At 64.4% G+C, this 22,426-nt stretch carries 18 protein-coding genes; 12 read left to right on the top strand and 6 right to left on the bottom strand.

Annotated features, from left to right (window positions below; translation table 11 throughout):
• Window positions 1-64 precede the first annotated feature (64 nt).
• A complete protein-coding gene (locus tag KO516_RS07885; RefSeq protein WP_216003247.1) occupies window positions 65-751 on the bottom strand; it encodes a GntR family transcriptional regulator in 687 nt (228 codons plus the stop codon).
• Between the two features lie 235 nt (window positions 752-986).
• Here KO516_RS07885 and KO516_RS07880 point away from each other — a divergent pair, with 235 nt between their 5' ends.
• From KO516_RS07880 to KO516_RS07830, 11 genes are all read left to right on the top strand, one after another.
• A complete protein-coding gene (locus KO516_RS07880) occupies window positions 987-2,177 on the top strand; it encodes an alanine--glyoxylate aminotransferase family protein (protein WP_216003246.1) in 1,191 nt (396 codons plus the stop codon).
• 117 nt (window positions 2,178-2,294) lie between these two features.
• A complete protein-coding gene (locus KO516_RS07875) occupies window positions 2,295-3,251 on the top strand; it encodes a tripartite tricarboxylate transporter substrate binding protein (RefSeq protein ID WP_252737473.1) in 957 nt (318 codons plus the stop codon).
• A 56-nt stretch (window positions 3,252-3,307) separates the two neighbouring features.
• The gene (locus KO516_RS07870) at window positions 3,308-3,826 is read left to right on the top strand and encodes a tripartite tricarboxylate transporter TctB family protein (protein WP_216003245.1); all 519 of its coding nucleotides are present in this window, start codon (window positions 3,308-3,310) and stop codon (window positions 3,824-3,826) included.
• Between the two features lie 24 nt (window positions 3,827-3,850).
• Entirely contained in the window at window positions 3,851-5,368 is a 1,518-nt protein-coding gene (locus tag KO516_RS07865) for a tripartite tricarboxylate transporter permease (protein ID WP_216003244.1), read from the top strand.
• A gap of 92 nt (window positions 5,369-5,460) precedes the next feature.
• Window positions 5,461-8,397, top strand: a complete 2,937-nt coding sequence (locus KO516_RS07860; protein WP_216003243.1) for an FAD-binding and (Fe-S)-binding domain-containing protein — start codon at window positions 5,461-5,463, stop codon at window positions 8,395-8,397.
• 34 nt (window positions 8,398-8,431) lie between these two features.
• Window positions 8,432-9,625 (top strand): L-aspartate--glyoxylate aminotransferase BhcA, encoded by a 1,194-nt coding sequence (bhcA, locus tag KO516_RS07855; RefSeq protein WP_216003242.1) that lies wholly within the window; start codon window positions 8,432-8,434, stop codon window positions 9,623-9,625.
• Window positions 9,625-10,590 (top strand): beta-hydroxyaspartate dehydratase BhcB, encoded by a 966-nt coding sequence (bhcB, locus tag KO516_RS07850; protein ID WP_371742044.1) that lies wholly within the window; start codon window positions 9,625-9,627, stop codon window positions 10,588-10,590. Before bhcA ends, bhcB begins: the two co-directional genes overlap by 1 nt.
• A gap of 55 nt (window positions 10,591-10,645) precedes the next feature.
• On the top strand, window positions 10,646-11,809 hold the full coding sequence (gene bhcC / locus KO516_RS07845) for a 3-hydroxy-D-aspartate aldolase BhcC (protein ID WP_216003241.1): 1,164 nt from the start codon (window positions 10,646-10,648) through the stop codon (window positions 11,807-11,809).
• Between the two features lie 109 nt (window positions 11,810-11,918).
• Window positions 11,919-12,884 (top strand): iminosuccinate reductase BhcD, encoded by a 966-nt coding sequence (bhcD, locus tag KO516_RS07840; RefSeq protein ID WP_216003240.1) that lies wholly within the window; start codon window positions 11,919-11,921, stop codon window positions 12,882-12,884.
• Between the two features lie 22 nt (window positions 12,885-12,906).
• Window positions 12,907-13,893 (top strand): type I glyceraldehyde-3-phosphate dehydrogenase, encoded by a 987-nt coding sequence (locus KO516_RS07835; protein WP_216003239.1) that lies wholly within the window; start codon window positions 12,907-12,909, stop codon window positions 13,891-13,893.
• 24 nt (window positions 13,894-13,917) lie between these two features.
• Window positions 13,918-16,197 (top strand): NADP-dependent malic enzyme, encoded by a 2,280-nt coding sequence (locus KO516_RS07830; RefSeq protein ID WP_216003238.1) that lies wholly within the window; start codon window positions 13,918-13,920, stop codon window positions 16,195-16,197.
• Window positions 16,198-16,257: 60 nt separating this feature from the next.
• Here KO516_RS07830 and KO516_RS07825 read toward each other — a convergent pair whose 3' ends face one another.
• From KO516_RS07825 to KO516_RS07805, 5 genes are all read right to left on the bottom strand, one after another.
• Window positions 16,258-17,043 carry an enoyl-CoA hydratase gene (locus KO516_RS07825; protein ID WP_216003237.1) on the bottom strand — a complete coding sequence of 262 codons (786 nt, stop codon included), beginning with the start codon at window positions 17,041-17,043 and terminating at the stop codon, window positions 16,258-16,260.
• Window positions 17,036-18,223, bottom strand: coding sequence for a CaiB/BaiF CoA-transferase family protein (locus tag KO516_RS07820; RefSeq protein ID WP_216003236.1), 1,188 nt, complete (start codon window positions 18,221-18,223; stop codon window positions 17,036-17,038). The genes KO516_RS07825 and KO516_RS07820 overlap by 8 nt, the downstream gene beginning before the upstream one ends.
• A gap of 64 nt (window positions 18,224-18,287) precedes the next feature.
• On the bottom strand, window positions 18,288-19,568 hold the full coding sequence (locus KO516_RS07815; protein WP_216003235.1) for a TRAP transporter large permease: 1,281 nt from the start codon (window positions 19,566-19,568) through the stop codon (window positions 18,288-18,290).
• The gene (locus KO516_RS07810) at window positions 19,565-20,158 is read right to left on the bottom strand and encodes a TRAP transporter small permease (protein WP_216003234.1); all 594 of its coding nucleotides are present in this window, start codon (window positions 20,156-20,158) and stop codon (window positions 19,565-19,567) included. Before KO516_RS07810 ends, KO516_RS07815 begins: the two co-directional genes overlap by 4 nt.
• 69 nt (window positions 20,159-20,227) lie before the next feature.
• Window positions 20,228-21,211, bottom strand: a complete 984-nt coding sequence (locus KO516_RS07805; RefSeq protein ID WP_216003233.1) for a TRAP transporter substrate-binding protein — start codon at window positions 21,209-21,211, stop codon at window positions 20,228-20,230.
• 407 nt (window positions 21,212-21,618) lie between these two features.
• On the opposite strand from KO516_RS07805, the gene KO516_RS07800 reads away from it, so the two are divergent.
• Window positions 21,619-22,413, top strand: a complete 795-nt coding sequence (locus KO516_RS07800) for a GntR family transcriptional regulator (RefSeq protein ID WP_371742043.1) — start codon at window positions 21,619-21,621, stop codon at window positions 22,411-22,413.
• Window positions 22,414-22,426 lie beyond the last annotated feature (13 nt).

The following is a 22,426-nucleotide window of genomic DNA, read 5'->3' as shown; positions in this document are numbered from 1 at the left end:
CGGTGTACCGGTTGCAAACACCAGCGGCATCGGCGGGATGCCGATGTTGGCGTGGGGGCGGCGGTCAGGCCGGGTCGTGATTGTCTTGCAGCCATTGGCGCACTGTCTCGAGCTTGTTCTCGAGATGGAGCTTGAGCACATAAGACAGCCGTTCGCCATCCCGGGTCTCGAGGCAATCCATGATCTGCTCGTGCTCGTCCGTCGCCTGCGCCCAGCGTTCTTGCGTCATGTTCGCAACGTAGCGCGCTCTCCGCACCCGCGCGGCGAGTGAACGGTACTGCGTGGCCAGCGTCTCGTTGCGGGCGGCGTTCAGGATCGCCTCGTGGATCTGCTGGTTCACCTCGAAATACTTCGCCAGTTCGCGCTTCTCGTAATGTTTCAGCATCTGCCGGTGCAGCACCCGGATATGGCCGATTTCGGCGTCGCTGATGTGCTTGCAGGCCAGTTCTCCGGAAAGCGCCTCGAGTGCGCCCATGACCGGGAACACCTCGTCGAGATCCTCGGGCGTGATGCGGCTGACCCATGCGCCCCGGTTCGGCTCCAGTGACAGCAGCCCTTCGGTGGCCAGCACTTTGAGCGCCTCGCGCAGCGGCGTGCGGGACACGCCGTAAAAGGTGCAAAGATCCTTTTCCGGCACCCGGATGCCGGGGGCGAGATCGCCATTTACGATCTGGTTGCGGATCGCGTCGGTCAGCTCCGCGTGCAGGGATTTGCGGCGGAAGGGCGTCGGTGTCGAAAGAGCTGTGGTCATCTCTGGGTACCCCTATGAAGCGCCGGTTCCGCGAACGGCTGGTCTGTGCGACCTATTTGTGCATGCATAATTTTTCATTATTACCATTGCAGGACAAGTGGGAAGCAGTCTTAGCATTTTTCCGCAGGATTGGGGAAGAATCTTATCAGTTGACACCTCGCTGATGAAAATGCATTCATAATTCATATTGCCGCAGAGGGGTCTTGCCCGCCTGCGGCGTCAGGGAGGACACAACATGACACACAGGGCAGGACGCCATTTCCTTCAGATCCCCGGGCCAAGCCCGGTGCCCGACCGGGTGTTGCGCGCGATCTCGGCGCAGACCATGGACCACCGCGGCCCGGATTTTGCCGATGTTGGCAAGGCGGCGCTTTCGGGGATGAAGACGATCTTCAAGACGGATCAACATGTCTTCATCTACCCCTCGTCCGGCACTGGCGCTTGGGAGGCGGCCCTGGTCAACACCCTGGCTGAGGGCGACAAGGTTCTGATGTACGAAACCGGCCATTTCGCGACGCTGTGGAAGAAGATGGCGGCCAAGCTCGGCGTGAACGCCGAGTTCATCGAAGGCGACTGGCGCGGCGGGGCCGATCCCGATCGCATCGAGGCGCGCTTGCGCGCGGACAGCGCTCATGAGATCAAGGCGGTCTGCGTGGTCCATAACGAGACTTCGACCGGGTCCGTCTCGCCCATCGCGCAGGTGCGGCAGGCCATCGACGCGGCGGGCCATCCGGCGCTTCTGATGGTCGACACGATCTCGGGTCTGGCTTCGATCGACTTCCGGTTCGATGAATGGGGCGTGGACGTTGCCGTCTCCGGCTCGCAGAAGGGCCTGATGCTGCCCCCCGGTCTGTCGTTCAACGCGGTGAGCCAGAAGGCCTTTGAGTATTCCAAGAGCAACGGCATGCGCCGCTCCTACTGGGATTGGCAGGAAATGGCCGCGATCAATCCAACCGGCTACTTCCCCTACACCCCCGGAACCAACATGCTTTACGGCCTCAACGAGGCCATCGCGATGCTGCACGAAGAAGGGCTGGACAACGTCTTTGCCCGTCATCAGCGTCATGGTGCTGCCACCCGCACGGCGGTGCGCCACTGGGGGCTCGAGGTGCTTTGTGCGCAGCAGGGGCAGGAATCGGGCGTGCTGACAGCGGTGCTTATGCCCGAAGGGCACAGCGCCGATGCCTTCCGCGCAAGCGCTTTGCGCCATTACGACATCTCGCTCGGCAATGGCCTGTCCAAAGTGGCCGATAGGGTCTTTCGCATCGGCCACCTCGGTGACATCAATGATCTGACCTTGGCCGGCACCCTGACGGGGGTGGAACTTGGCCTGCGCAAGGCCGGGGTTCCGCACAACCAGGGCGGCGTCGCCGCAGCCATGGCGGAATTGGAACAGACCGCTTACGAGCCACTCGCAGCCGAGTGAGCCAAAGCCTTTTGTGCCCGCCAGCCGGGCACCGCATACCCGGCGTCGGCGCCGGGTAGAGGCCGACCGCGCCACGGAGGAGGGGCGGCGACCGACATCATTATGGGAGGAGAGACCATGACACCCGTAGGACGGCCCATGCGCGGCATCGCCCTGATCGCCGCCGTCGCGACAACAGCCACGCCCGCACTTGCCAGTGACTACCCCGAGCGCACGGTGGAGATCATCCACCAGTATGGCCCCGGCGGCGGCACCGACCGCTTTATCCGCGCCATCTCCGAGCCGATGCAGGAGGCCACCGGCCAGAGCTTTGTTCCGATCTCGATCACCGGCGGCGGCGGCGTTCCCGCCTTCGTCACCTTCATGCAGCGTCCGGCCAACGGCTACACTCTGGTGTCGCTCAGCCCCGATGACGTGATCAACCACGCGCTTGGCCGGATCGATTTGTCGAACGTGCAGCCGCTGGTCCGCATCCAGTACGATCAGGGCCTACTGCTGGTCTCCAAGGACAGCGACATTCGCAGCCTCGACGACGTGCTCGCCGCTGAGGCCGAAGAGCCGGGTGGCCTCAAGGTCGGGGTGACCGGCTCGGCGGGCTTTGACGACGCGCTGATCGGCCTGTTCAACGAAGAGGCGGGGATCGAGCTGGGCACCGTGCCCTTTGGCGCCGCCGAGATGGTGTCGAACACGCTCGGGGGGCACCTCGACATGATGTACGAGGAATACGGCCCGACCCGCGGGCTGATCGAATCCGGCGATCTCATCCCCATCGTGCTGTTCTCGGACGAACGGCTCGAAGAACTGCCCAATGTGCCCACCGCCGCCGAGCTTGGCTATGATGTGACGCTGGGCCGCTGGCGTGGTTTCGGCATTCGCCCCAGCACCGACGCGGCGCAGATCGACACACTGGTGTCGCTGTTCAAGGACGCCGCCGCCGATGAGGGCTACAAGAAGGTCGAGGCCGACAGCGCGCTTCAGTACCGGTCCGAGTTCATGGGGCCGGACGCGTTCAAAACCTTCCTCGACAAGGAAGTGGAGACCTACAGCACCATCATGAACCAGCTCGGCTACTGATCTTATCGGCGTGGCGGGCCCATGGGTCCGCCCCAGCCTGGGGAGGGGCTGGCGACATGCTCTACAAACTGTCCGAAGTGGTCGTCTTCGCGGCCATGACCATCGCGTCCGTCGCGCTCTGGTTCACTTCCGATGCGCTACCCGTGTCGAAACGCTACGCTCAGGTCGACAGCGACATGTGGCCGAAGATGGTGTTCGGGGCGCTCGGGATCTGCTGTGCCATCCATCTGGCGCAAAAGGTGGCGGGGCTGATCGCCGCGCCCTCCGGCGGGCCGCGCACGCTTGATGAAGAACTCGAGGCCTACGTGCCGCAAGGCTATTACACGCGGCTGATCGTGACCGGCGCGCTGATCATCGGCTACTTCTTTGCGCTGCAATACGTCGGCTTTCTGCTGGCAACGCTGGTCTTCCTCTGGGCCGGATCCTTTATCCTTCCTTACCGTAACACGCTGGCGAAGCTGCTCTTCGCCCCCGCCTTCACCCTGCTTCTGGCGGCCTTCTTCAGCTATGGGCTGTCGCTGTCGCTGCCCCGGGGCACAGGCATCTTTTACGATCTCAGCCAGGCGCTTTACTAAGCCGCCCCAGCACCGGAGAATCCCATGCTAGACGCATTCGTTTCCGCCGCCGGGTATATGGTCGGCAATCCCATGAGCTTTCTGCTGATCCTGTTCAGCGTGATCTGGGGCATCGTTTTTGGCGCCGTCCCCGGCCTGACCGGCATCGTGGGCGTGGCGCTGCTCATCCCCTTCACCTTTGCCTTTGATCCGACGGAAGGCATGCTGTTGCTTGGCGGTGTCTACGTTGGGTCCACCTTTGGCGGCTCCATCGCCGCGATCCTGTTCAACACCCCCGGCTCTCCCGAGGCGGCCTGCACCTCGCTCGACGGCTACCCCATGGCCAAGCGCGGCGAAGCGGGCAAGGCGTTGGGGATCGCGCTGGCGGCCTCGGCCGTGGGCGGCATCTTTGGCACGCTGGTGCTGATGTTCGCGGCCCCGCCGCTGGCGCGCCTTGCGCTGGAATTTGGCCCGGCAGAGTATTTCGCCCTTGCGGTGCTGGGCATCACGGCAATCGCCTCGATCGGCGGCGGCTCGCTGGTCAAGGGGCTGATCGCCGGGCTTCTGGGCCTTGCGGTGGCGCTGATCGGGCTCGATCCGCTGACCGGGACCGCGCGGTTCACCTTCGGCAACATGATGCTGCTGACCGGGGTCAGCTTCATCGCCGCCATCATCGGTATTTTCGCCCTTGCCGAGGTGCTGCAACGATTTGCCGACGGCCCGCCCAAGGGCGAACAGATGACTCAGGTTTCGACCCAGCTTCCGAGCTTTGCCGAGTTCATGGCCACCAAGGCCACGCTGTTGCGTTCTTCGGTCATCGGCACCATCATCGGCGCCCTGCCCGGCGTTGGCGCCACCACCGCCGCCTTCATCAGCTACTCCGAAGCGTTTCGGTGGTCCAAGAAGCCAGAGCTGTTCGGCAAGGGCTCGCCCGAGGGCATCGCCGCGCCGGAGTCCGGCAACAACTCGGCGGTAGGCGGCTCGATGATCCCGCTGCTGGCCCTGGGCATCCCCGGCTCTGCCACCACCGCGGTGATGATCGGCGGTCTGACCATCCACGGCATCGTGCCGGGACCGATGCTGATGCAGAACAATTCGGACCTCGTCTATTCGGTGTTCATCGGCATGCTGCTGGCCAATATCCTGATGCTGGTCTTCGGCCTGCGGGCGGCGCGGCTGTTTGCCGTGGTGCTGCGCGCACCCTACCAGCTGGTCGGTCCGGCTATCGTGGTGCTCTGCATGACCGGGGTCTTCGCGCTGAACAACAACGTGTCGGATGTGGCGGTGATGCTGGTCTTCGGGGGCGTGGGCTTCTTCCTGAAAAGCTACGGTCTGCCGGTGGCAAGCTTCATCATCGGGCTGGTGCTTGGCCCCATCGCCGAGGTGAGCCTGCGCCAGGGCCTGATCCTTGCCGACCACGACATCATGACCTTGGTCAGCCGCCCCATCACCGGCACGCTGCTGATCTTGTCGGCTGTGTCGCTGGCCTACGGCATCTGGGGGCAGATCCGCCGCAAGCCGCCATCAGACGGCACCCCCGACGCGCAGCCTGAAACCAGCTAACCCACGGGTTTCACGTTACAAAATCAATACCATCCGGGCCGCCTTTGGCCCGGAGCCGCCCCCCTCATGCCAAAATCCAAGGAGGCCACAAGATGAATGCTCCCATGCCTCAGCGCAGCACCACCCCCGCCGCCCGTGCCGTGGCCCGATCGCAGGCCTTCGAGAGCGCGCTGTCCAAAGCCATGGAAGGCGGCACCGATTTTGGCGCCTTCACCCGTGGTCGCTATGCCACCGATGCTTCGATCTACCAGATCATGCCGACCGGCGTGGCCTATCCCAAATCCGCCGACGACATTGCCGCCGCGCTTCAGATCGCCTCGGAACATGGCGTGCCGGTCATCGCCCGCGGCGGCGGCACCTCGCAGAACGGCCAGCCCATCGGGCGCGGGCTGATCCTCGACATGTCACGCCATTTCAACGACATGCTGGATTACGACGCCGCCGCGCGCACGGTGACCGTGCGCCCCGGCATGGTGCTTAACACGCTGAACGAGCGGGCGCGTCAGGATGGGCTGTTCTTTCCGGTGGAACCTTCGACCGCCTCGCGCTGCACCATCGGGGGGATGTGCGGCAACAACTCGTCGGGCGCACGATCGCTGCGCTTTGGCAAGACGGTGGACAACGTTCTTGCCATGGAAGGGCTGATGCATGACGGCGACAGCTTCCGCCTTGATGCCGCGCATTGGTCGGAAAATGCCTCTCCCCGGATGCGCGAGATCATGAGCAACCTGACCGCTCTGGCCGACACCCACCGCGAGCGCATCGACGAGATCTTCCCCAAGGTGCAGCGCCGTGTTGGCGGCTATAACCTTGACGAGCTGCTGCCCGCCCAGCCGAACCTGTCGCGGCTGCTGGTCGGCTCCGAAGGCACGCTTGCGCTCAGCACGGCAGTCACCCTGAAACTGTCGACCCTGCCCAAGCATCGGGTGATGGGCGTGTGCCACTTCCCCGATTTCCGCAGCGCCATGGAGACCACGCAACACCTTGTTGCCCTTGGCCCTGTCGCGGTGGAACTGGTCGACAACAACGTGCTGGTCATGGGCGCCGACATCCCCGCGTTTGTGCGTACCATCAGCGACATCACCAAGGGCACGCCCAACTGCCTGCTGCTCTGCGAATTTGCGGGCGATGACCTTGATGCGCTAAAGGGAGATCTCAAAAGGCTGGACCAGTGCATGGCCGATCACGGCCATGCGGATGCTGTGGTCGAGGTGGTCGAGCCGCATCGCCAAAAGGCGGTCTGGGGCGTGCGCGAGGCGTGTCTTAACATCATGATGTCGATGAAATCCGAGGGCAAGCCGGTGTCGTTCATCGAGGATTGCGCCGTCCCGCTTGAGCATCTCGCCGATTACACCGACGGCATCACCGATCTGTTCGAACGCCACGGCACGCGCGGGACATGGTACGCCCATGCCTCGGTCGGCTGTCTGCACGTGCGGCCCATTCTCAACATGAAGACCGAGGAAGGCGCCAAAACCATGCGCGCCATCGCCGAAGAGGCCGCTGAGCTTGTGCGCAAATACAAAGGCTCGTTCTCGGGCGAGCATGGCGACGGGATTTCCCGGTCGGAATATGTCGAGCCGATGTTCGGGGCCGAACTCACCCGCGCCTTCGAACAGGTGAAGGACAGTTTCGATCCGGAAAATCGCCTCAACCCCGGCAAGATCGTGCGCCCGCTGCGCATGGATGACCGCGATTTGATGCGCTTCAAGCCGGGCTACAAGACCAAGCTGCCCGCAGAACCCGCGCTGGATTGGTCCGACTGGGGCGGCTTTGGCGGCGCGGTCGAGATGTGCAACAACAACGGCACCTGTCGCAAGCTGTCGGGCGGCACCATGTGCCCGTCCTACCGCGCCACGCGCGATGAACAGCACCTGACGCGGGGGCGCGCCAACACGCTGCGCCTCGCGATCTCGGGGCAGCTTGGCGAAGACGCCTTCACCTCGCCCGAGATGAAGGAAACCATGGATCTGTGCGTATCCTGCAAGGGGTGCAAGCGCGACTGCCCCACCGGGGTCGACATGGCGCGGATGAAGATCGAGGTGCTGCACCACTATCACAAGCGCCACGGGTTGCCGCTGCGCGAACGGCTCATCGCGTATATGCCGCGCTATGCACCGTTTGCCGCGCGCCTTGCGCCGCTGGTGAACCTGCGCGACAAGCTGCCGTTCCTGGCGAAACTGTCCGAGCAATGGCTGGGGTTCTCGGCCAGACGCACGCTGCCCCAATGGCGCAAGCCCTGGGTCGAGGACCGCGCCCCGGCCGTGCCGCAGGACGTCAAGGGCGACGGGCGCGACATCGTGCTGTTCGGCGATACGTTTAACCGCTACTTCGAATCCGAAAACCTCGAGGCTGCCGAGCGCGTGCTGGTGAAGGCGGGCTACCGTATCCACCGCGTCACCGTGGGCAGCAGCCGCCGTCCGATGTGTTGCGGGCGCACTTATCTGGCGTCTGGCCAGACCGACGAGGCGCGCGCCGAACTGCGCCGCACCCTTGGGGCGCTCCGGCCTTTCGTTGACGCGGGCGCGCGGGTCGTGGGCCTTGAACCGTCGTGCATGTTTACCTTTCGCGACGAAATGACCGCCCTGCTGCCTGCCGAGGAAACCGGCTTCATGGCGGGCAAGGCGCTGATCTTCGAGGAACTGCTGGCCGAAGACATCGCGGCGGGTACCCTGACGCTGCCGGTCGGGGATGCGGGCGGGCAGACCGTCCACGTGCACGGCCACTGCCACCAAAAGGCGTTTGGCGCCATGGGCGCGGTGGAAACCGTGCTGCGCGGGGTGCCGGGCCTTGATGTGCAGATGATCGAAAGCTCGTGCTGCGGCATGTCCGGTGCGTTCGGCTACGCCGCCAAGAACTACGATGTGTCAATGAAGATGGGCGAGGCCGCGCTTCTTCCGGCGGTGCGCGATGCGGCCCCCGACGCGCTTATCGTGGCCGACGGGACCAGCTGTCGCCATCAGATCCACGACGGTGCCGCGCGTGAGGCGATCCATGTGGCCCTCGTGCTTGACCGGTACCTGCAATGACCTGCGCCCCAACTTGCAACAGAAAGCCAGTGCTATGAGCCTTCAGAACCCAAGTTTCATCCCCGGTCCGACGAACCTCCCCGAGGGGCTTCGCAAGGCCTGCGACATGCCCACCATCGACCACCGCTCGCCGCTGTTCGGCGAGATCCTGCGCCCTGCCCGCAGCGGCGTGCGCCGGGTGCTGAAAAGCCAGCGGGCCGAGGTGTTCATCTTTCCATCCACCGGCACCGGTGGCTGGGAGGCGGCGCTGAGCAACACGCTCAAAGCGGGTGACACGGTTCTGGCGGCGCGCAACGGCATGTTCAGCCACCGCTGGATCGACATGTGCCGCCGCCATGGCCTCAACGTCGAGGTTGTAGAAACACCTTGGGGCCAAGGCATTCCCGCCTATCGGTTTGAGGAAATCCTGACGGCAGACACCCAGCACCGCATCCGCGCCGTGCTGGCGACCCACAACGAGACGGCCACCGGCGTGCGCTCGGACATTCACGCGGTGCGCCGGGCGATGAACGCCGCCGGCCACCCGGCGATGCTGTTCGTGGACGGGGTGTCATCCATCGGCTCGATGGATTTCCGCTTTGATGAATGGGGCGTGGATATCGCAGTCACCGGGTCGCAAAAGGGGTTTATGCTGCCTGCCGGGCTTGCCATTCTCGGGGTCAGCCCCAAGGCGATGTCGGCGACCAAGGGCGGCGAGACCCTGCCCCGCACCTTCTTCGATTTTCGCGATATGCAGCGCGCTTATGGGCAGGACGCGTATCCCTACACGCCCTGCGTCGGTCTGATCAACGGGCTGAACCTGTCCTGCCGGATGCTACTGGACGAAGGGCTGGACAACGTTTTTGCCCGCCATGCCCGCATCGCCAGCGGCGTGCGCGCGGCGACCGGGGCCTGGGGGCTGCCGCTTTGTGCCGCAAGCCCGGACCTCATGTCCGACACGGTCAGCACGATCCGCACGCCCGAAGGCTTCGACGCCACGGAACTCGTTCGCCATGCGGCGCAGACCTACGGCGTTGCCTTTGGCGTCGGCCTTGGAGAGCTGGCGGGCAAGGTGTTCCGTATCGGCCATCTTGGCAGCCTGACCGAGGTGATGATGCTGTCCGGGATCGCCACCATGGAGATGTGCATGGCCGACTTCGGCCTGAACATCACGCTCGGCTCCGGCGTCGCCGCGGCGCAGGATTTCTACCGCAAGCACCCTGCAACCATCGCCAGAGAGGTCGCCTGATGAACGCCCCAACGATGATCATTCCCAGCTATGACGACATGCTCGCAGCGCATGAGCGTATTCGTCCCCACATCCGCCGCACCCCGGTGCGGACTTCGGATTACCTCGACGAGCTGACCGGCGCGCAGCTCTTCTTCAAATGCGAGAACTTTCAGGAACCCGGCGCCTTCAAAGTGCGCGGCGCGGCCAACGCGGTGTTCGCCTTGGGCGATGCGCAGGCGGCGCGGGGCGTTGCAACGCACAGCTCGGGCAACCACGCCTCCTGCCTCAGCTACGCCGCCATGCTGCGCGGCATCCCGTGCAACGTGGTCATGCCGCGCACCGCGCCGCAGGCCAAAAAGGACACCGTGCGACGCTACGGCGGGCGCATCACCGAATGCGAGCCGTCGACCTCGTCGCGCGAGGAAACCTTCGCCCTCATCCAAGCCGAGACCGGCAGCGATTTCGTCCACCCCTACAACGACCCGCGCGTGATCGCCGGGCAAGGCACCTGCTCCAAGGAGTTCATCGAACAGACCGATGGGCTTGATATGGTGGTTGCCCCCATCGGCGGCGGTGGCATGATCTCGGGCACCTGCCTGACGCTGGCAACACTGGCCCCCGAAACGCAAGTGATCGCCGCCGAGCCGGAACAGGCGGATGATGCCTACCGCAGCTTCAAGGCCGGGCACATCATCGCCGATGACGCCCCCAAGACCATCGCCGACGGGCTGCTGGTGCCGCTCAAGGACCTCACTTGGCATTTCGTGTCGAACCACGTCTCCGAGATCTACACCGCCTCGGACCCGGAAATCATCGACGCGATGAAGCTGGTGTGGAAGCACCTGCGCGTGGTCATGGAACCGTCGAGCGCCGTGCCCCTCGCGATCGTTCTCAAGAACCCGGAGGCTTTTCGCCAAAAGCGCGTCGGCCTCGTCATTACCGGCGGCAATGTCGACCTAGACCGGCTGCCTTGGCTCGCCTGAGCCAGCCGCCCCAATACACCCCCGAGCCACTCAACCCCACAAGGGAGGAACACAGATGAAAGACCTTTCCGATCTCGAACAGTTCGACGTGGGCTTCGACATCCCGGCCAAGCCCGGCATGGACGAGGCAGACATCCAGACGCCCTGCCTTGTGCTCGACCTTGACGCGCTGGAACGCAACATCAAGGTGATGGGCGATTACGCCCGCGCGCATGGCATGCGGCACCGGGTGCACGGCAAGATGCACAAATCGGTGGATGTGGCCAAGCTTCAGGAACGTCTTGGCGGTGCGGTCGGCGTGTGCTGCCAGAAAGTGTCCGAGGCCGAGGTCTTTGCCCGCGGTGGCATCAAGGATGTGCTGGTGTCCAACCAGGTGCGTGACCCGGCCAAGATCGACCGGCTGGCACGGCTGCCGCAGCTTGGCGCGCGGATCATCGTCTGCGTCGATGACGTGGAGAACGTGGCCGAGCTGTCGGCGGCGGCGGTCAGGCACGGCACCGGACTCGACATCTTCATCGAGATTGACTGCGGTGCCGGGCGCTGCGGCGTGACCAGCACCCCCGCCGTAGTCGAAATTGCCAAGGCGGTGGAACGAGCGCCGAACCTGACCTTCGCGGGCATTCAGGCCTATCAGGGCGCGATGCAGCACATCGACAGCTACGATGCGCGCAAAGACAAGCTCGACGCCGCCATCGCCATGGTCGAGGACGCTGTGGCGGGCCTCAAGGCCGATGGCATCGACTGCGCGCTAGTCTCGGGCGGCGGCACCGGGTCGTATTATTTCGAAAGCAATTCCGGCGTCTACAACGAGCTTCAGTGTGGGTCATACGCCTTTATGGACGCGGATTATGGCCGCATCTTGGATAAGGACGGCAAGCGCATCGATCAGGGCGAATGGCTCAACGCCTTCTTCATCCTGACGCAGGTCATGAGCCATGCCAAGGCGGACAAGGCCATCGTCGATGCGGGCCTCAAGGCGCAGTCGGTGGACAGCGGTCTTCCGGTGATCTTCGGGCGCGACGATGTCGAATACATCAAATGTTCGGACGAACATGGAGTGATCGCGGACCCGCAGGGCGTGCTGAAGGTGGGGGACAAGCTGCGACTGGTGCCCGGCCACTGCGATCCCACCGCCAATGTGCACGACTGGTACGTGGGCGTGCGCAGCGGCAAGGTCGAATGCGTCTGGCCGGTGTCGGCGCGCGGCAAGGCCTACTGAGAACGACGGAAAAGGGGCAGGCCCGGAACAGGGCCTGCGAGACGCGCCTGTGCGGGTGACCCTTTGCCTGTCGCACAGGCGCGAACGACAGCACAACAGGAGAGAGACCATGTACATCGTTCCCGAACGCGAGATCGGCGCGCTGATGACGCGCACCTCGGCCTTCGACGCCGTGGAAAAGGTCTTTGCCGCCATGGCCTCGGGCGAGGCCTATAATTTCCCGGTGATCCGCGAAGCCATCGGGCACGAGGATGCGCTATACGGGTTCAAGGGCGGCTTTGATCGCGCGGGCCTTAGCCTTGGGTTGAAGGCGGGGGGCTACTGGCCGAACAATCTTGCGAAACACGGCGAGATCAATCACCAGTCCACGGTTTTCCTGTTCGATCCGGACACCGGCAAGGTTGCCGCCATGGTCGGGGGCAACCTGCTCACCGCGCTGCGCACCGCTGCCGCGTCCTCGGTGTCGATCGCCCATCTGGCTCGCAAGGATGCCAAAGTGATGGGCATGGTCGGCGCGGGCCATCAGGCGACCTTCCAGCTGCGCGCCGCGCTGGAGCAGCGCGATTTCACAAAGGTTATCGGCTGGAACTACCACCCCGAGATGCTGCCCAACATCGAAAAGGTGGCGAATGAGGCTGGCCTGCCCTTCGAAGCGGTGCCGCTGGACGGGATGCGCGAGGCGGATGTCATCGTGTCCATCACTTCGGCCTTCGCGCCCAGCCTGATGGCCGCCCATGTCAGCCCCGGAACGCATCTTGCCTGCATGGGCACCGACACCAAGGGCAAACAGGAAGTCGACGCCGCGCTTCTGGCGGTGGCCACGGTGTTCACCGACGAAATCGCGCAATCGGTCAGTATCGGCGAGGCTCAGCATGCCATTGCGCAAAACCTGATGACCGAGGCGGACATCCACCAGATCGGTGCGGTGATCAACGGCACCCATCCCGGGCGCAAGTCTGCGGACGAGATCACGCTTTTCGATGGCACCGGCGTCGGTCTGCAGGACCTTGCCGTCGCCGCCGCGGTGGTCGACCTTGCGATCGAAAAAGGCATCGCCATCAAGGTGGATGTCTGACCCCACCGCATGAGGCCCCCCGATGACCCGACCCGTCCGCATTTTCATCAATGGCTTCGGCCGCATCGGCCGCACCGTCTTTCGGCAGATCATCGCAGGCAGCCCTGCCATCGAGATCACTGGCATCAATGACGTGGCGCCGCTGGACACCTGTGCCTACCTGCTGCGCTATGACAGCGTCTTCGGCCCCTTCCCCGCCCTGGTGGAGGTGGCGCCGGGCGCGCTGATCGTCGCGGGACGGCAGGTGCCTTTTCATGCGGTGCAAGACCTGCGGCAGCTCGACCTGTCCGGCGTCGATGTGGTGCTGGAATGCACCGGGCGCGCGGGCAGCCGCGAGGTGGCCATGGCCGGGCTTGACGCCGGGGCCGCACGGGTGCTGATTTCGGGGCCCTCGCAGGCGGCGGACCTGACCTATGTGATCGGGGCTTCGGGCGCGGTGCCGCAGGATGCGCGCATCCTGTCCAACGCATCCTGCACCACCAATGCCATCGCCCCCCTGCTGCGCGCCGTGCACGCGCGCTGCGGCATCGAACGCGCCCATGTCACCACGATCCACTGCGCCACCGCCAGCCAGCCCACCACCGACCGCCCCGGCGAGACTTTGGAACGCAGCCGCGCCTCGCATGAATCCATCGTGCCCACTTCGACCAGCGCCGCCGCGCAGGTGTTGAAGGTGCTTCCCGCGCTTCAGGGCCGGCTCAGCATCGCCGCCGCGCGCATCCCGACGATTTCGGTCTCGGCGATTGACGCGGTGATCCAATGCGCCGCCCCGCCGGGAAAGGTGGAGGCGCTGCTCGACAGCATAACCGACGGCACGATCATCGGCGCCAGCCATGACCCTTGCGTCTCCGTCGATTTCCGTGGGCGGACCGAAAGCCTGATCCTCGCCCGGACTGAAACGCAGGTGGTCGGCGATGGCCAGCTGCGGATCTTCGGCTGGTACGACAACGAAGCCGGGTTCTCGGCGCGGATGCTCGACATGACGCAGCGCCTCGCCCATCCGATCTGACATGGCACCCTGAAGGAGACCTCGATGGCCCTCGACAAGACACCGCCGCCGCCCGAACAGCAGGCCGCGCTTGACTACCACGCCTACCCGACCCCCGGTAAGCTTGAGATCCGCGCAACCAAGCCCATGGCCACGGCGCGGGATCTGTCGCGGGCCTATTCCCCCGGCGTCGCCGATGCCTGCATGGAGATCGCCCGCGATCCCGCCCTTGTCACCCGCTACACCGCAAGGCGCAACCTCGTGGCGGTGGTGTCGAACGGCTCCGCCGTGCTGGGGCTGGGCAATATCGGCGCGCTGGCGTCAAAGCCGGTGATGGAGGGCAAGGCCGTGCTCTTCAAGAAATTCGCCAACATCGACTGCTTCGACCTCGAGGTGAACGAGACCGACCCCGAGGCGCTTGCCGACTGGGTGTGCAAGCTTGAACCCACTTTCGGCGCCATCAACCTCGAAGACATCAAGGCCCCCGATTGTTTCACCGTCGAGCGGATCTGCCGCGAGCGCATGGGCATCCCGGTGTTCCATGACGATCAGCACGGCACCGCCATCGTGGTCGCCGCCGCCGCGCGCAACGCGTTGCACCTTGCGTGCAAGGATCCCGCCACGGTGCGGGTGGTGGGCATCGGCGCGGGCGCCGCTGGCACGGCCTGCCTTGCCATGCTCGCCAAGCTCGGCATCCCCGAGCGCAACATCACCGTCTTCGACAAGGGCGGTGTGCTGCACGCGGGACGCAACGATCTGGCCCCCGAACAGCGCCAGTTCGCCCATGCCGAACAAGGCATCGGCCTGGGCGACGCGCTGAAAGGCGCGGATATGGTGCTGGGCGTCTCCGGCCCCGGCGTGCTGACCCCCGAGATGGTGGCGGGTATGGCCCCTGCCCCGGTGATCCTTGCGCTTGCCAACCCGACCCCCGAGATCATGCCAGACCTCGCCCGCGCCGCCGCCCCCGGCGCGATGATCGCCACAGGCCGGTCGGATATTCCCAATCAGGTCAATAACGTGCTGTGCTTTCCCTTCATCTTTCGCGGGGCGCTGGATGTCGAGGCGCGCGAGATCAACGACGCCATGAAGCTGGCCTGCGTCGATGCCATCGCCGATCTGGCCCGCCAGACCACCACCGCCGAGGTCGGCGAGGTTTACGAGAACGAGAAACTGACCTTCGGCCCGGATTACCTGATCCCCAAGCCGTTCGATCCGCGGCTTTTGCCGACCATCGCCGTGGCCGTCGCCCGCGCCGCCATGGAAAGCGGCGTGGCGCGCCGGACGCTTGACCTCGACAGCTACAGACAGGCGCTCGAAGCGCAGGTCTTCCGCTCCTCACTCACCATGCGCGGCGTGACCGAGGCGGCGCGGCGCTCATGCAGACGCATCGTCTTTGCCGAGGGCGAGGATCGCCGCGTGCTGCGCGCGGTACAGGGGCTGGCCGAGGACGGCATCCACACGCCGATCCTTATCGGGCGCCCCGAGGTCATCGCGCAAAGGCTCGAGCAGATGGAGCTGCCGATGGTGGCGGGCCGCGACTTCGAGATCGTGAACCCCGAAAGCGACGAGCGCTATACCGACTATTGGCGCGACTACCACGAGCTGATGAAACGGCAGGGCGTGACCCCGGATCTGGCCCGCGCCATCCTGCGCACCAATACCACGGCGATTGCCGCGCTGATGGTGCGCCGCAACGATGCCGACAGTATGATCTGCGGCACCTTCGGGCAGTATTCGTGGCATCTGAACTACATCCGGCAGGTGCTGGAAACCGGTGATCTGTGCGCCGCCGGGGCGCTGTCGCTGATGATCCTCGACGAGGGGCCGCTGTTCGTGGCCGACACCCATGTGACGCTTGAACCCGATGGCACAACACTGGCGCGGACGGTCGAGGCGGCGGCCCGGCATGTGCGCCGCTTCGGGATCGAGCCGCGCATTGCCCTGTGTTCGCGATCCCAGTTCGGCAACACCGACTGCCGCACAGGCGTGGCCATGCGCGAGGCATTGGCGATCCTTGATCGCAAAAACGTGGATTTCGAATATGAGGGCGAAATGCACACCGAGTTGGCGCTGAACCCGGAACTTCGCGAACGGCTCTTGCCGGGCAACCGGCTAAGCGGGCGCGCCAATGTGCTGATCTATGGCAACACCGATGCGGCAGGTGCGGCGCGCGATCTGCTCAAGGGCGTGGCCGAAGGGCTGGAGGTCGGGCCGATCCTGATGGGGATGGGCAACCGCGCCCATATCGTCACCCCCGAGGTCACCCAGCGCGGGCTGATCAACATCGCCACTCTGGCAAGCGCCGACGTGGCAAGCTACGGCTGAAACGAAGCGAGCCGCTGGCGGTCAGGCCAGCGGCTCGTCATTATCGCTGCGCCAATAGCGTCAGGTGCCGGACCATTCCGGCTTGCGCTTGGATAGGAAGGCATCGACGCCTTCGCGGAAATCCTTGCTTGCGTAAATCCGGGCGACGGTTTGTGCATCATCCGGCGTTTCCGGTTCCAGCTTCGCGACCATCTCGCAGCAGGCGGCGATGGTCAGCGGCGCGGCTTTGCACAGACGATCCAGCGTGCGCGACACCTCTTCCTCCAACGCCTCGGGCGAAACGCAGGCGCTGGCAAAGCCAAGCCGGTACGCCGTCTCGCCGTCCAGTGCTTGCGAAAGCAGCAGCATGGTCTTGGTCGGGCCTACCCCGAAGGCGCGCACCAGCCGCGCAACATTGGCCTGCGACAGGCAATTGCCCACGGTGCGCGCAATCGGTACGCCAAAGCGCGCCTCGGGCGTGACGATGCGCAGATCGCAGGCGGTGGTGATCACGAGGCCGCCGCCCATGGCCGCCCCCTCGATCACCGCAAGAGTCGGCGCGGGCAGCGCCTCGACCCGTGCGATGGTTGCGGCGATCTTGTCCTCGTAGGCCAGCCCGTCCTGTCCGCCCTCGAAAGCGGTGAACTCGGAAATATCGGTGCCCGCCACGAAGGCCCCGCCCTTGCCGCGAAAGACGATGGCGCGCAGACCGGGCGTGGCTTCGAGCGTATCGCAAATGTCACCAAGCTGGCGGTACATTTCGAAAGTGATGGCATTGCGCGCCTCGGGACGGTCGAAGGTGACGGTGGCGACCGCCCCTTCGATCAGTAGCCCGACGCGGCCGTGGGATCGCAGCGTATCAGCCATTGGACACCTGCCTGTCCCCAAGGCCGCGCAGCTCCGCCAGAATTTCGTCGCGGTGCTCGTCAAGCAGCGGCGGATGACGGCGCACCTGCTGCGGCGTGCCGCGCAGCTTGACCGGGAAGCCGATGTTCTTCACCTGCCCTTCTACGGGATGTTCGATGGGCATGACCATTTCGCGTTCCTGTGCGTGCGGATTGTCCAGCGCCTCGGCGTAATCAAGGATAGACCCTGCCGGGATGCCAGCCTCGAGCAGCGTTTCGACCCAATGGTCGCGCGTCTGGGTGCCAAAGGTCTTTTCCAGTTCCACGATCAGCGCGTCGCGATGGGCAAGGCGCAGGGAATTGGTGGCATAGTCGGGATGTTCGGGCAAATCGCTGCGCCCGATCACGTCGCACAGCTTGCCAAAGGCGCGATCATTATTGGCCCCCAGCACGAAATGTCCGTCGCTGGCGCGCACCGCCTGATAGGGCGCGGCCATGCGGTTGGCGGTACCGATGCGCTGCGGCACGTTGCCGGTGCCCCAGAAATCGCAGATGTCCCAGACCGCAAAGGACAGCCCCGCCTCGTAAAGCGAGGCGTCGATGAACTGTCCCTGCCCGCTGGTCTGTCGCCCGATATAGGCGCTGAGGATGGCGTAGACCGCGAACAGCGAACAGCCGATGTCGGCCACCGGAACGCCGGATTTCGCGGGCGGCCCGTCGGGCGCGCCGGTGATCGACATCACCCCCGATGCCGCCTGCGCCATCAGATCGAATCCGGGGCGTTTCCACCACGGCCCCGACTGGCCAAAGCCCGAGATGCTGGCGTAGATCACGCTGGGATTGACCTTGCGGATGGTCTCGTAGTCCAGCCCCATGCGGGCCATGGCGCCGGGGCGATAATTTTCGACGATGATGTCGGCGGTCTGCACCAGCTCGAGGTAGGTGGCCTTGTCCGCTTCGGACTTGAGGTCCAGCACGATGGACCGCTTGTTGCGGTTCATGTTGAGGAAGCCAAGGCTGTCGTCGCCCTTGAGCTTGAACCCCATGGCGCTGCGGGTCTGATCGCCAGTGGGCGGTTCGACCTTGATGACATCGGCGCCAAGGTCGCCCAGCAGCATGCAGGCGAAGGGCCCCGCCATCACCTGTGACACATCGAGCACGCGGATGCCCTCGAGCGGAAGGGCCGTCTTGGATTGGCTCATGTCTTTCTCCTTCGGGGGGAAATGGGTGGGGGTAAGCGGGCCGGAGCGCGGCCCGCTCGATGGGTCAGTAGATCAGGTTCACCAGTGCCAGCGAGATGCCGGGGAAGTAGGTGCAGATGATCAGCAGGCCGAGCAGCGCGCCGATGAACGGCAGGTTCGCCTTGGTGGTGGCCCAGATGTCCGCGCGCGCGATGGAACAGGCGGCGATCAGCACCGAGGCGACGGGCGGCGTCTGCTGCCCGATGGCGAGGTTCAGCGTCACCACAAGGCCGAAATGCACCGGGTCGATGCCCGCCGCATGAACCATCGGCATGACGATCGGCACCACGAGAATGATCGCCGCCGCCGAGTGCAGGAACATGCCAAGCGCGAGGAAGGCGAAGTTCAGCATCAGAAGAATGAGATACTTGTTCTCGGTCACGCCGCCGATGGCCTCGGCCAGTTGCTGCGGAAGCTGCGCTTCGGTCAGGAAACCGCCGATCAGGTAGGATGCCGCGACCAGCAGCATCACCACCGCCGTCTGAAGCCCGCTGTCGACCAGCGCCTTGTAGAGCAGCTTGACGTCGAACTCGCGATAGACCACCCCCGAGATGAACAGCGCCGCAACCACCGCAAGGCCCGCGCCTTCGGTCGCGGTCACGATGCCGCCGAAGATGCCGCCAAGGATGATCACTGGCAGCATCAGCGCCCAGCCAGCTTCCTTGAACTTCACCCACACATTGTGCAGGCTGAAGCGTTCTTCGACCGGGAAATTGTACCGGCGCGCCTGCACGTAGGCGGCGATCGCAAGGCAGATGGCGCCGACGATGCCGGGGCCAAAGCCCGCGACGAACATCTTCACCACCGATTGCTGCGCCATCACCGCATACAGGATCATCGGGATCGACGGCGGCAGAATGATCGCGAGGCTCGAGGCCGAGGAACAGATCGCCGCCGAGAACTCCTTGGAATAGCCTTTCTTGCGCATCGCCGGGATCAGGATCGACCCCAGCGCAGCGACACCGGCCACCGCCGAGCCGGAGATTTCCGCAAAGAACATCGAGGCACCGATGCACACGAAGGACAGCCCGCCCCGGATGAATCCGACGAGGGCCGACGCAAGGCCGATCAGCCGTCTGGAGATTGACGAGGCGTTCATGATCGCGCCTGCCAGAACGAACAGCGGGATCGCCAGAAGCGGAAAGCTTGACGCGCCCTCGAACATGGTCAGCGCAAGGTTCGGCAGCATGTCCGCCCCCTGCACCGTCACCACCGCGGCGATGGCGACCAGTCCCAGCGCGACGGCGATGGGCACATTCAGCAGCGACAGGCCGAACAGGCCGAACAGCATGTAGCCGATGGTCATGATACTTCTCCCAGGCGGGAGGCATCGTGGGGGTGCTTGCGCCCGGGGCTGTCCTCGGGGTCGGCCTCGAGTTCGGCCAATGCCTCGCGGACCTCGTGGTCGACAAAGCCGTCGCCGCGTGCGTCGCGCATGACCTCGGGCAGACGCAAAGCCTCGGCCAGCATGAACAGCACCGCGCCCAGCGGGATGATCGCCTGGGTCAATTGCACCGACACGCCCGGCAGCGTGACCAGCGTCATGCCTTCGAGGATGATGAGCACCTCCATCCCGGCATAGGCCATGAGGCCGAAGAACAGGAAAACGCAGATTTCGGAGAACACCGTGGCGAGAACGCGCAGGTTGGGTGGCAGGGCGTTGACGATACCGGGAAAGCCGATATGCGCCCCTTTCAGCGCCGCGAGTGCGCTACCGAAATAGGTCATCCAGACAAGACCGACGGAGGCGATTTCATCGTACCAGACCAGCGGGCTTCCGGCGTAGCGGAATACCGTCCCGCAAACGATGAGGATGGTCAGGGCCGCCACGATCGTGGCCGTGATCACCTCGAGCAGGGTTTCGAACCCCTGCTTCAGGCTGTTGAGCGATTGCATGTGTTTCTCCGGGGGGAATGTGCAGCGCGGCAAGGCCGGAGACAGATGCCCCCGGCCCCGCGATCAGGCTTAGTTCGTGAGCGTGGCCAGAGCGCGGGCCTGTTCGACCAGCGCGGCACCGCCTTCGACGCTGTCGGCAAATTCCGCGTAAACCGGGGCCGAGGCATCGATGAACGCTTGCGTGTCCACCTCGTTCACCTCCATGCCCGCCTCTACGAGCTTTTCGAGCAGGTCGGTATCGAGCCCGGCTGCGATCTCATAGACCACGGGCTGCATTTCCTGCGCGGTTTCGGTCAGGATTTGCTGCACCTCTTGCGAGAATTTGCCAAACGACCGCCCGGCGGTCACGTATCCCGGCGTGTAAACGTGGTTGGTCTTGCTCAGATAGGTCTGCACCTCGTAAAAGCGCGCCGGGTAGATCTGGGCATAGGGGTTTTCCTGCCCGTCCATGACGCCGGTCTGAAGCCCGACAAAGACCTCGGAGAACGCCATCGGGCTGGGGCTTGCGCCATAGCTTTCAAACATCTTCACGCGCCATTCGCTGCCCGGAACGCGCAGTTTGATGCCCTTGAGATCCTGCGGCGTCACGATGGGCTGGCGGTTGTTGGTGATCTGGCGGAAACCGTTTTCCCAGACACCGATGATATGATAGCCCGCCTTCTCGGCGATGGGCACCAGCTTCGGCATGACGATCTCTTCGCTGATCCTCGCCATGTGCTCACGGTTCTGGACCAGATAGGGCATTTCGAACAGTCCGAACTCCGACACCATGGTGGACATGATGCTCGACGGCAGCGCCAGATCCACGGTGCCCAATTTCAGCTTCTGCAACATCGCCTTGTCATTGCCGAGCTGGCTTGAGCCAAAGACCACGACCTTGGCCTGATCGCCCAGCTTTTCGTTGGCGCGCTTGGCAAATTCGGTTGCGCTCAGGTCCATGAGCGAGCCGGGTTCACCGACATGGCCAAACTTGATCTCGGTCTGGGCCTGGGCCGTTGTGGCAAGGCCAAGCATGGCCACGAGGGTACCTACCAAAAGATTGCGACGCTTCATGAATTTCTCCTCCCAAAGATGCGGTCCATCACCGCACAGAACGCCAGAGCCCACACCCCTGTCAGGGTGCGGTCAGGTGCCGCTAATGGCGGCAAGGCCCCGGTCCGGACGGCGTCCGGCCCGGCACGGGGCAAAGGTCGATTGTTCGGGAACAGCAGTGCTGCGATCCCCGGCGCCGGGCGTCATGTCCGCGGCGGTCGTTCACACGTCAGGTGTCTTATGCGGGGCCACCTTGGCGGCGCCCGCTCTTCTCTCCCAGTTCATTCAGGGGACTCACTCCTCATAAGCATCCCTAAATTGCATTTAGAATATTGTATAAAGTATGTAACGGGTCAACCCAAACTTGCGCATCCGGTTCAGGCGAGCCGGGCGCCGGTGTTGAGCGGCCGATTGGATGCTCTGGCGGGATGCGACTCTGTCGCCTATTTCCATTGCACCGCCGAGCCGGGCATGATTTCGCGGAGAACCACGGGGGCTGCGCACAAGCCCGGACCCCGGCATATTGGACGGGTCTTCGCAAGCGGGCCACTGGACCGAGCGAGGCGCCAATGAGCAGGCCAAGGCAACCCATCAATCGACGCTACCTTCACGACGAAGCGGCAATGCGCATGCGCGACATGATCAGCTCGGGCGCGCTCAAGCCCGGCGACAAGGTCAACGAAAGCGAGCTTGCGGAGAGTTTCGGCATCTCGCGCACGCCCGTACGCGAGGCGATCAAGATGCTCGCCGCCGAGGACCTGCTCGAGATCCTGCCCAACTACGGCCCCCGGGTTCGGCTGATCAACGAGGCCGAGCTGAAGAACATGCTCGAGGTCATTGCCGTGCTCGAGGCGACGGCCGGCGAGCAGGCTTGCGACACCATCACCGAGGCCGAGGTCGATGCGATCGAGGTGGTGCATGACGCGATGATCCGCGATTGGTCGAACGGCAATTTCCCGAGCTACTTCACCCGTAACCGCCAGATCCACGACGCAATCGTAGCCGCCAGCCGAAACGAGACGCTGCAGCGGCTTTACGTCTCGCTGTCAGGGCGCATTCAGGTTGCACGCTATTCCTCGGAAAAGACGCCGGAGCAATGGCAGAAGGTATTGCACGAACATGTGGAAATGGTGCGCTGCCTACGCAATCGCGACGGGGCGGCCCTGTTCTCGGTGCTGCGCGAACAGGGCCGCAGCCAAGAAAAGGTCATCGCTGCCACCTAGGGTCAGGATTCAT

Origin of the sequence: Citreicella sp. C3M06 (assembly GCF_018860705.1) — a bacterium.
GTDB lineage: Bacteria > Pseudomonadota > Alphaproteobacteria > Rhodobacterales > Rhodobacteraceae > Salipiger.
This window is presented reverse-complemented; position numbering and strand designations above follow the sequence as displayed.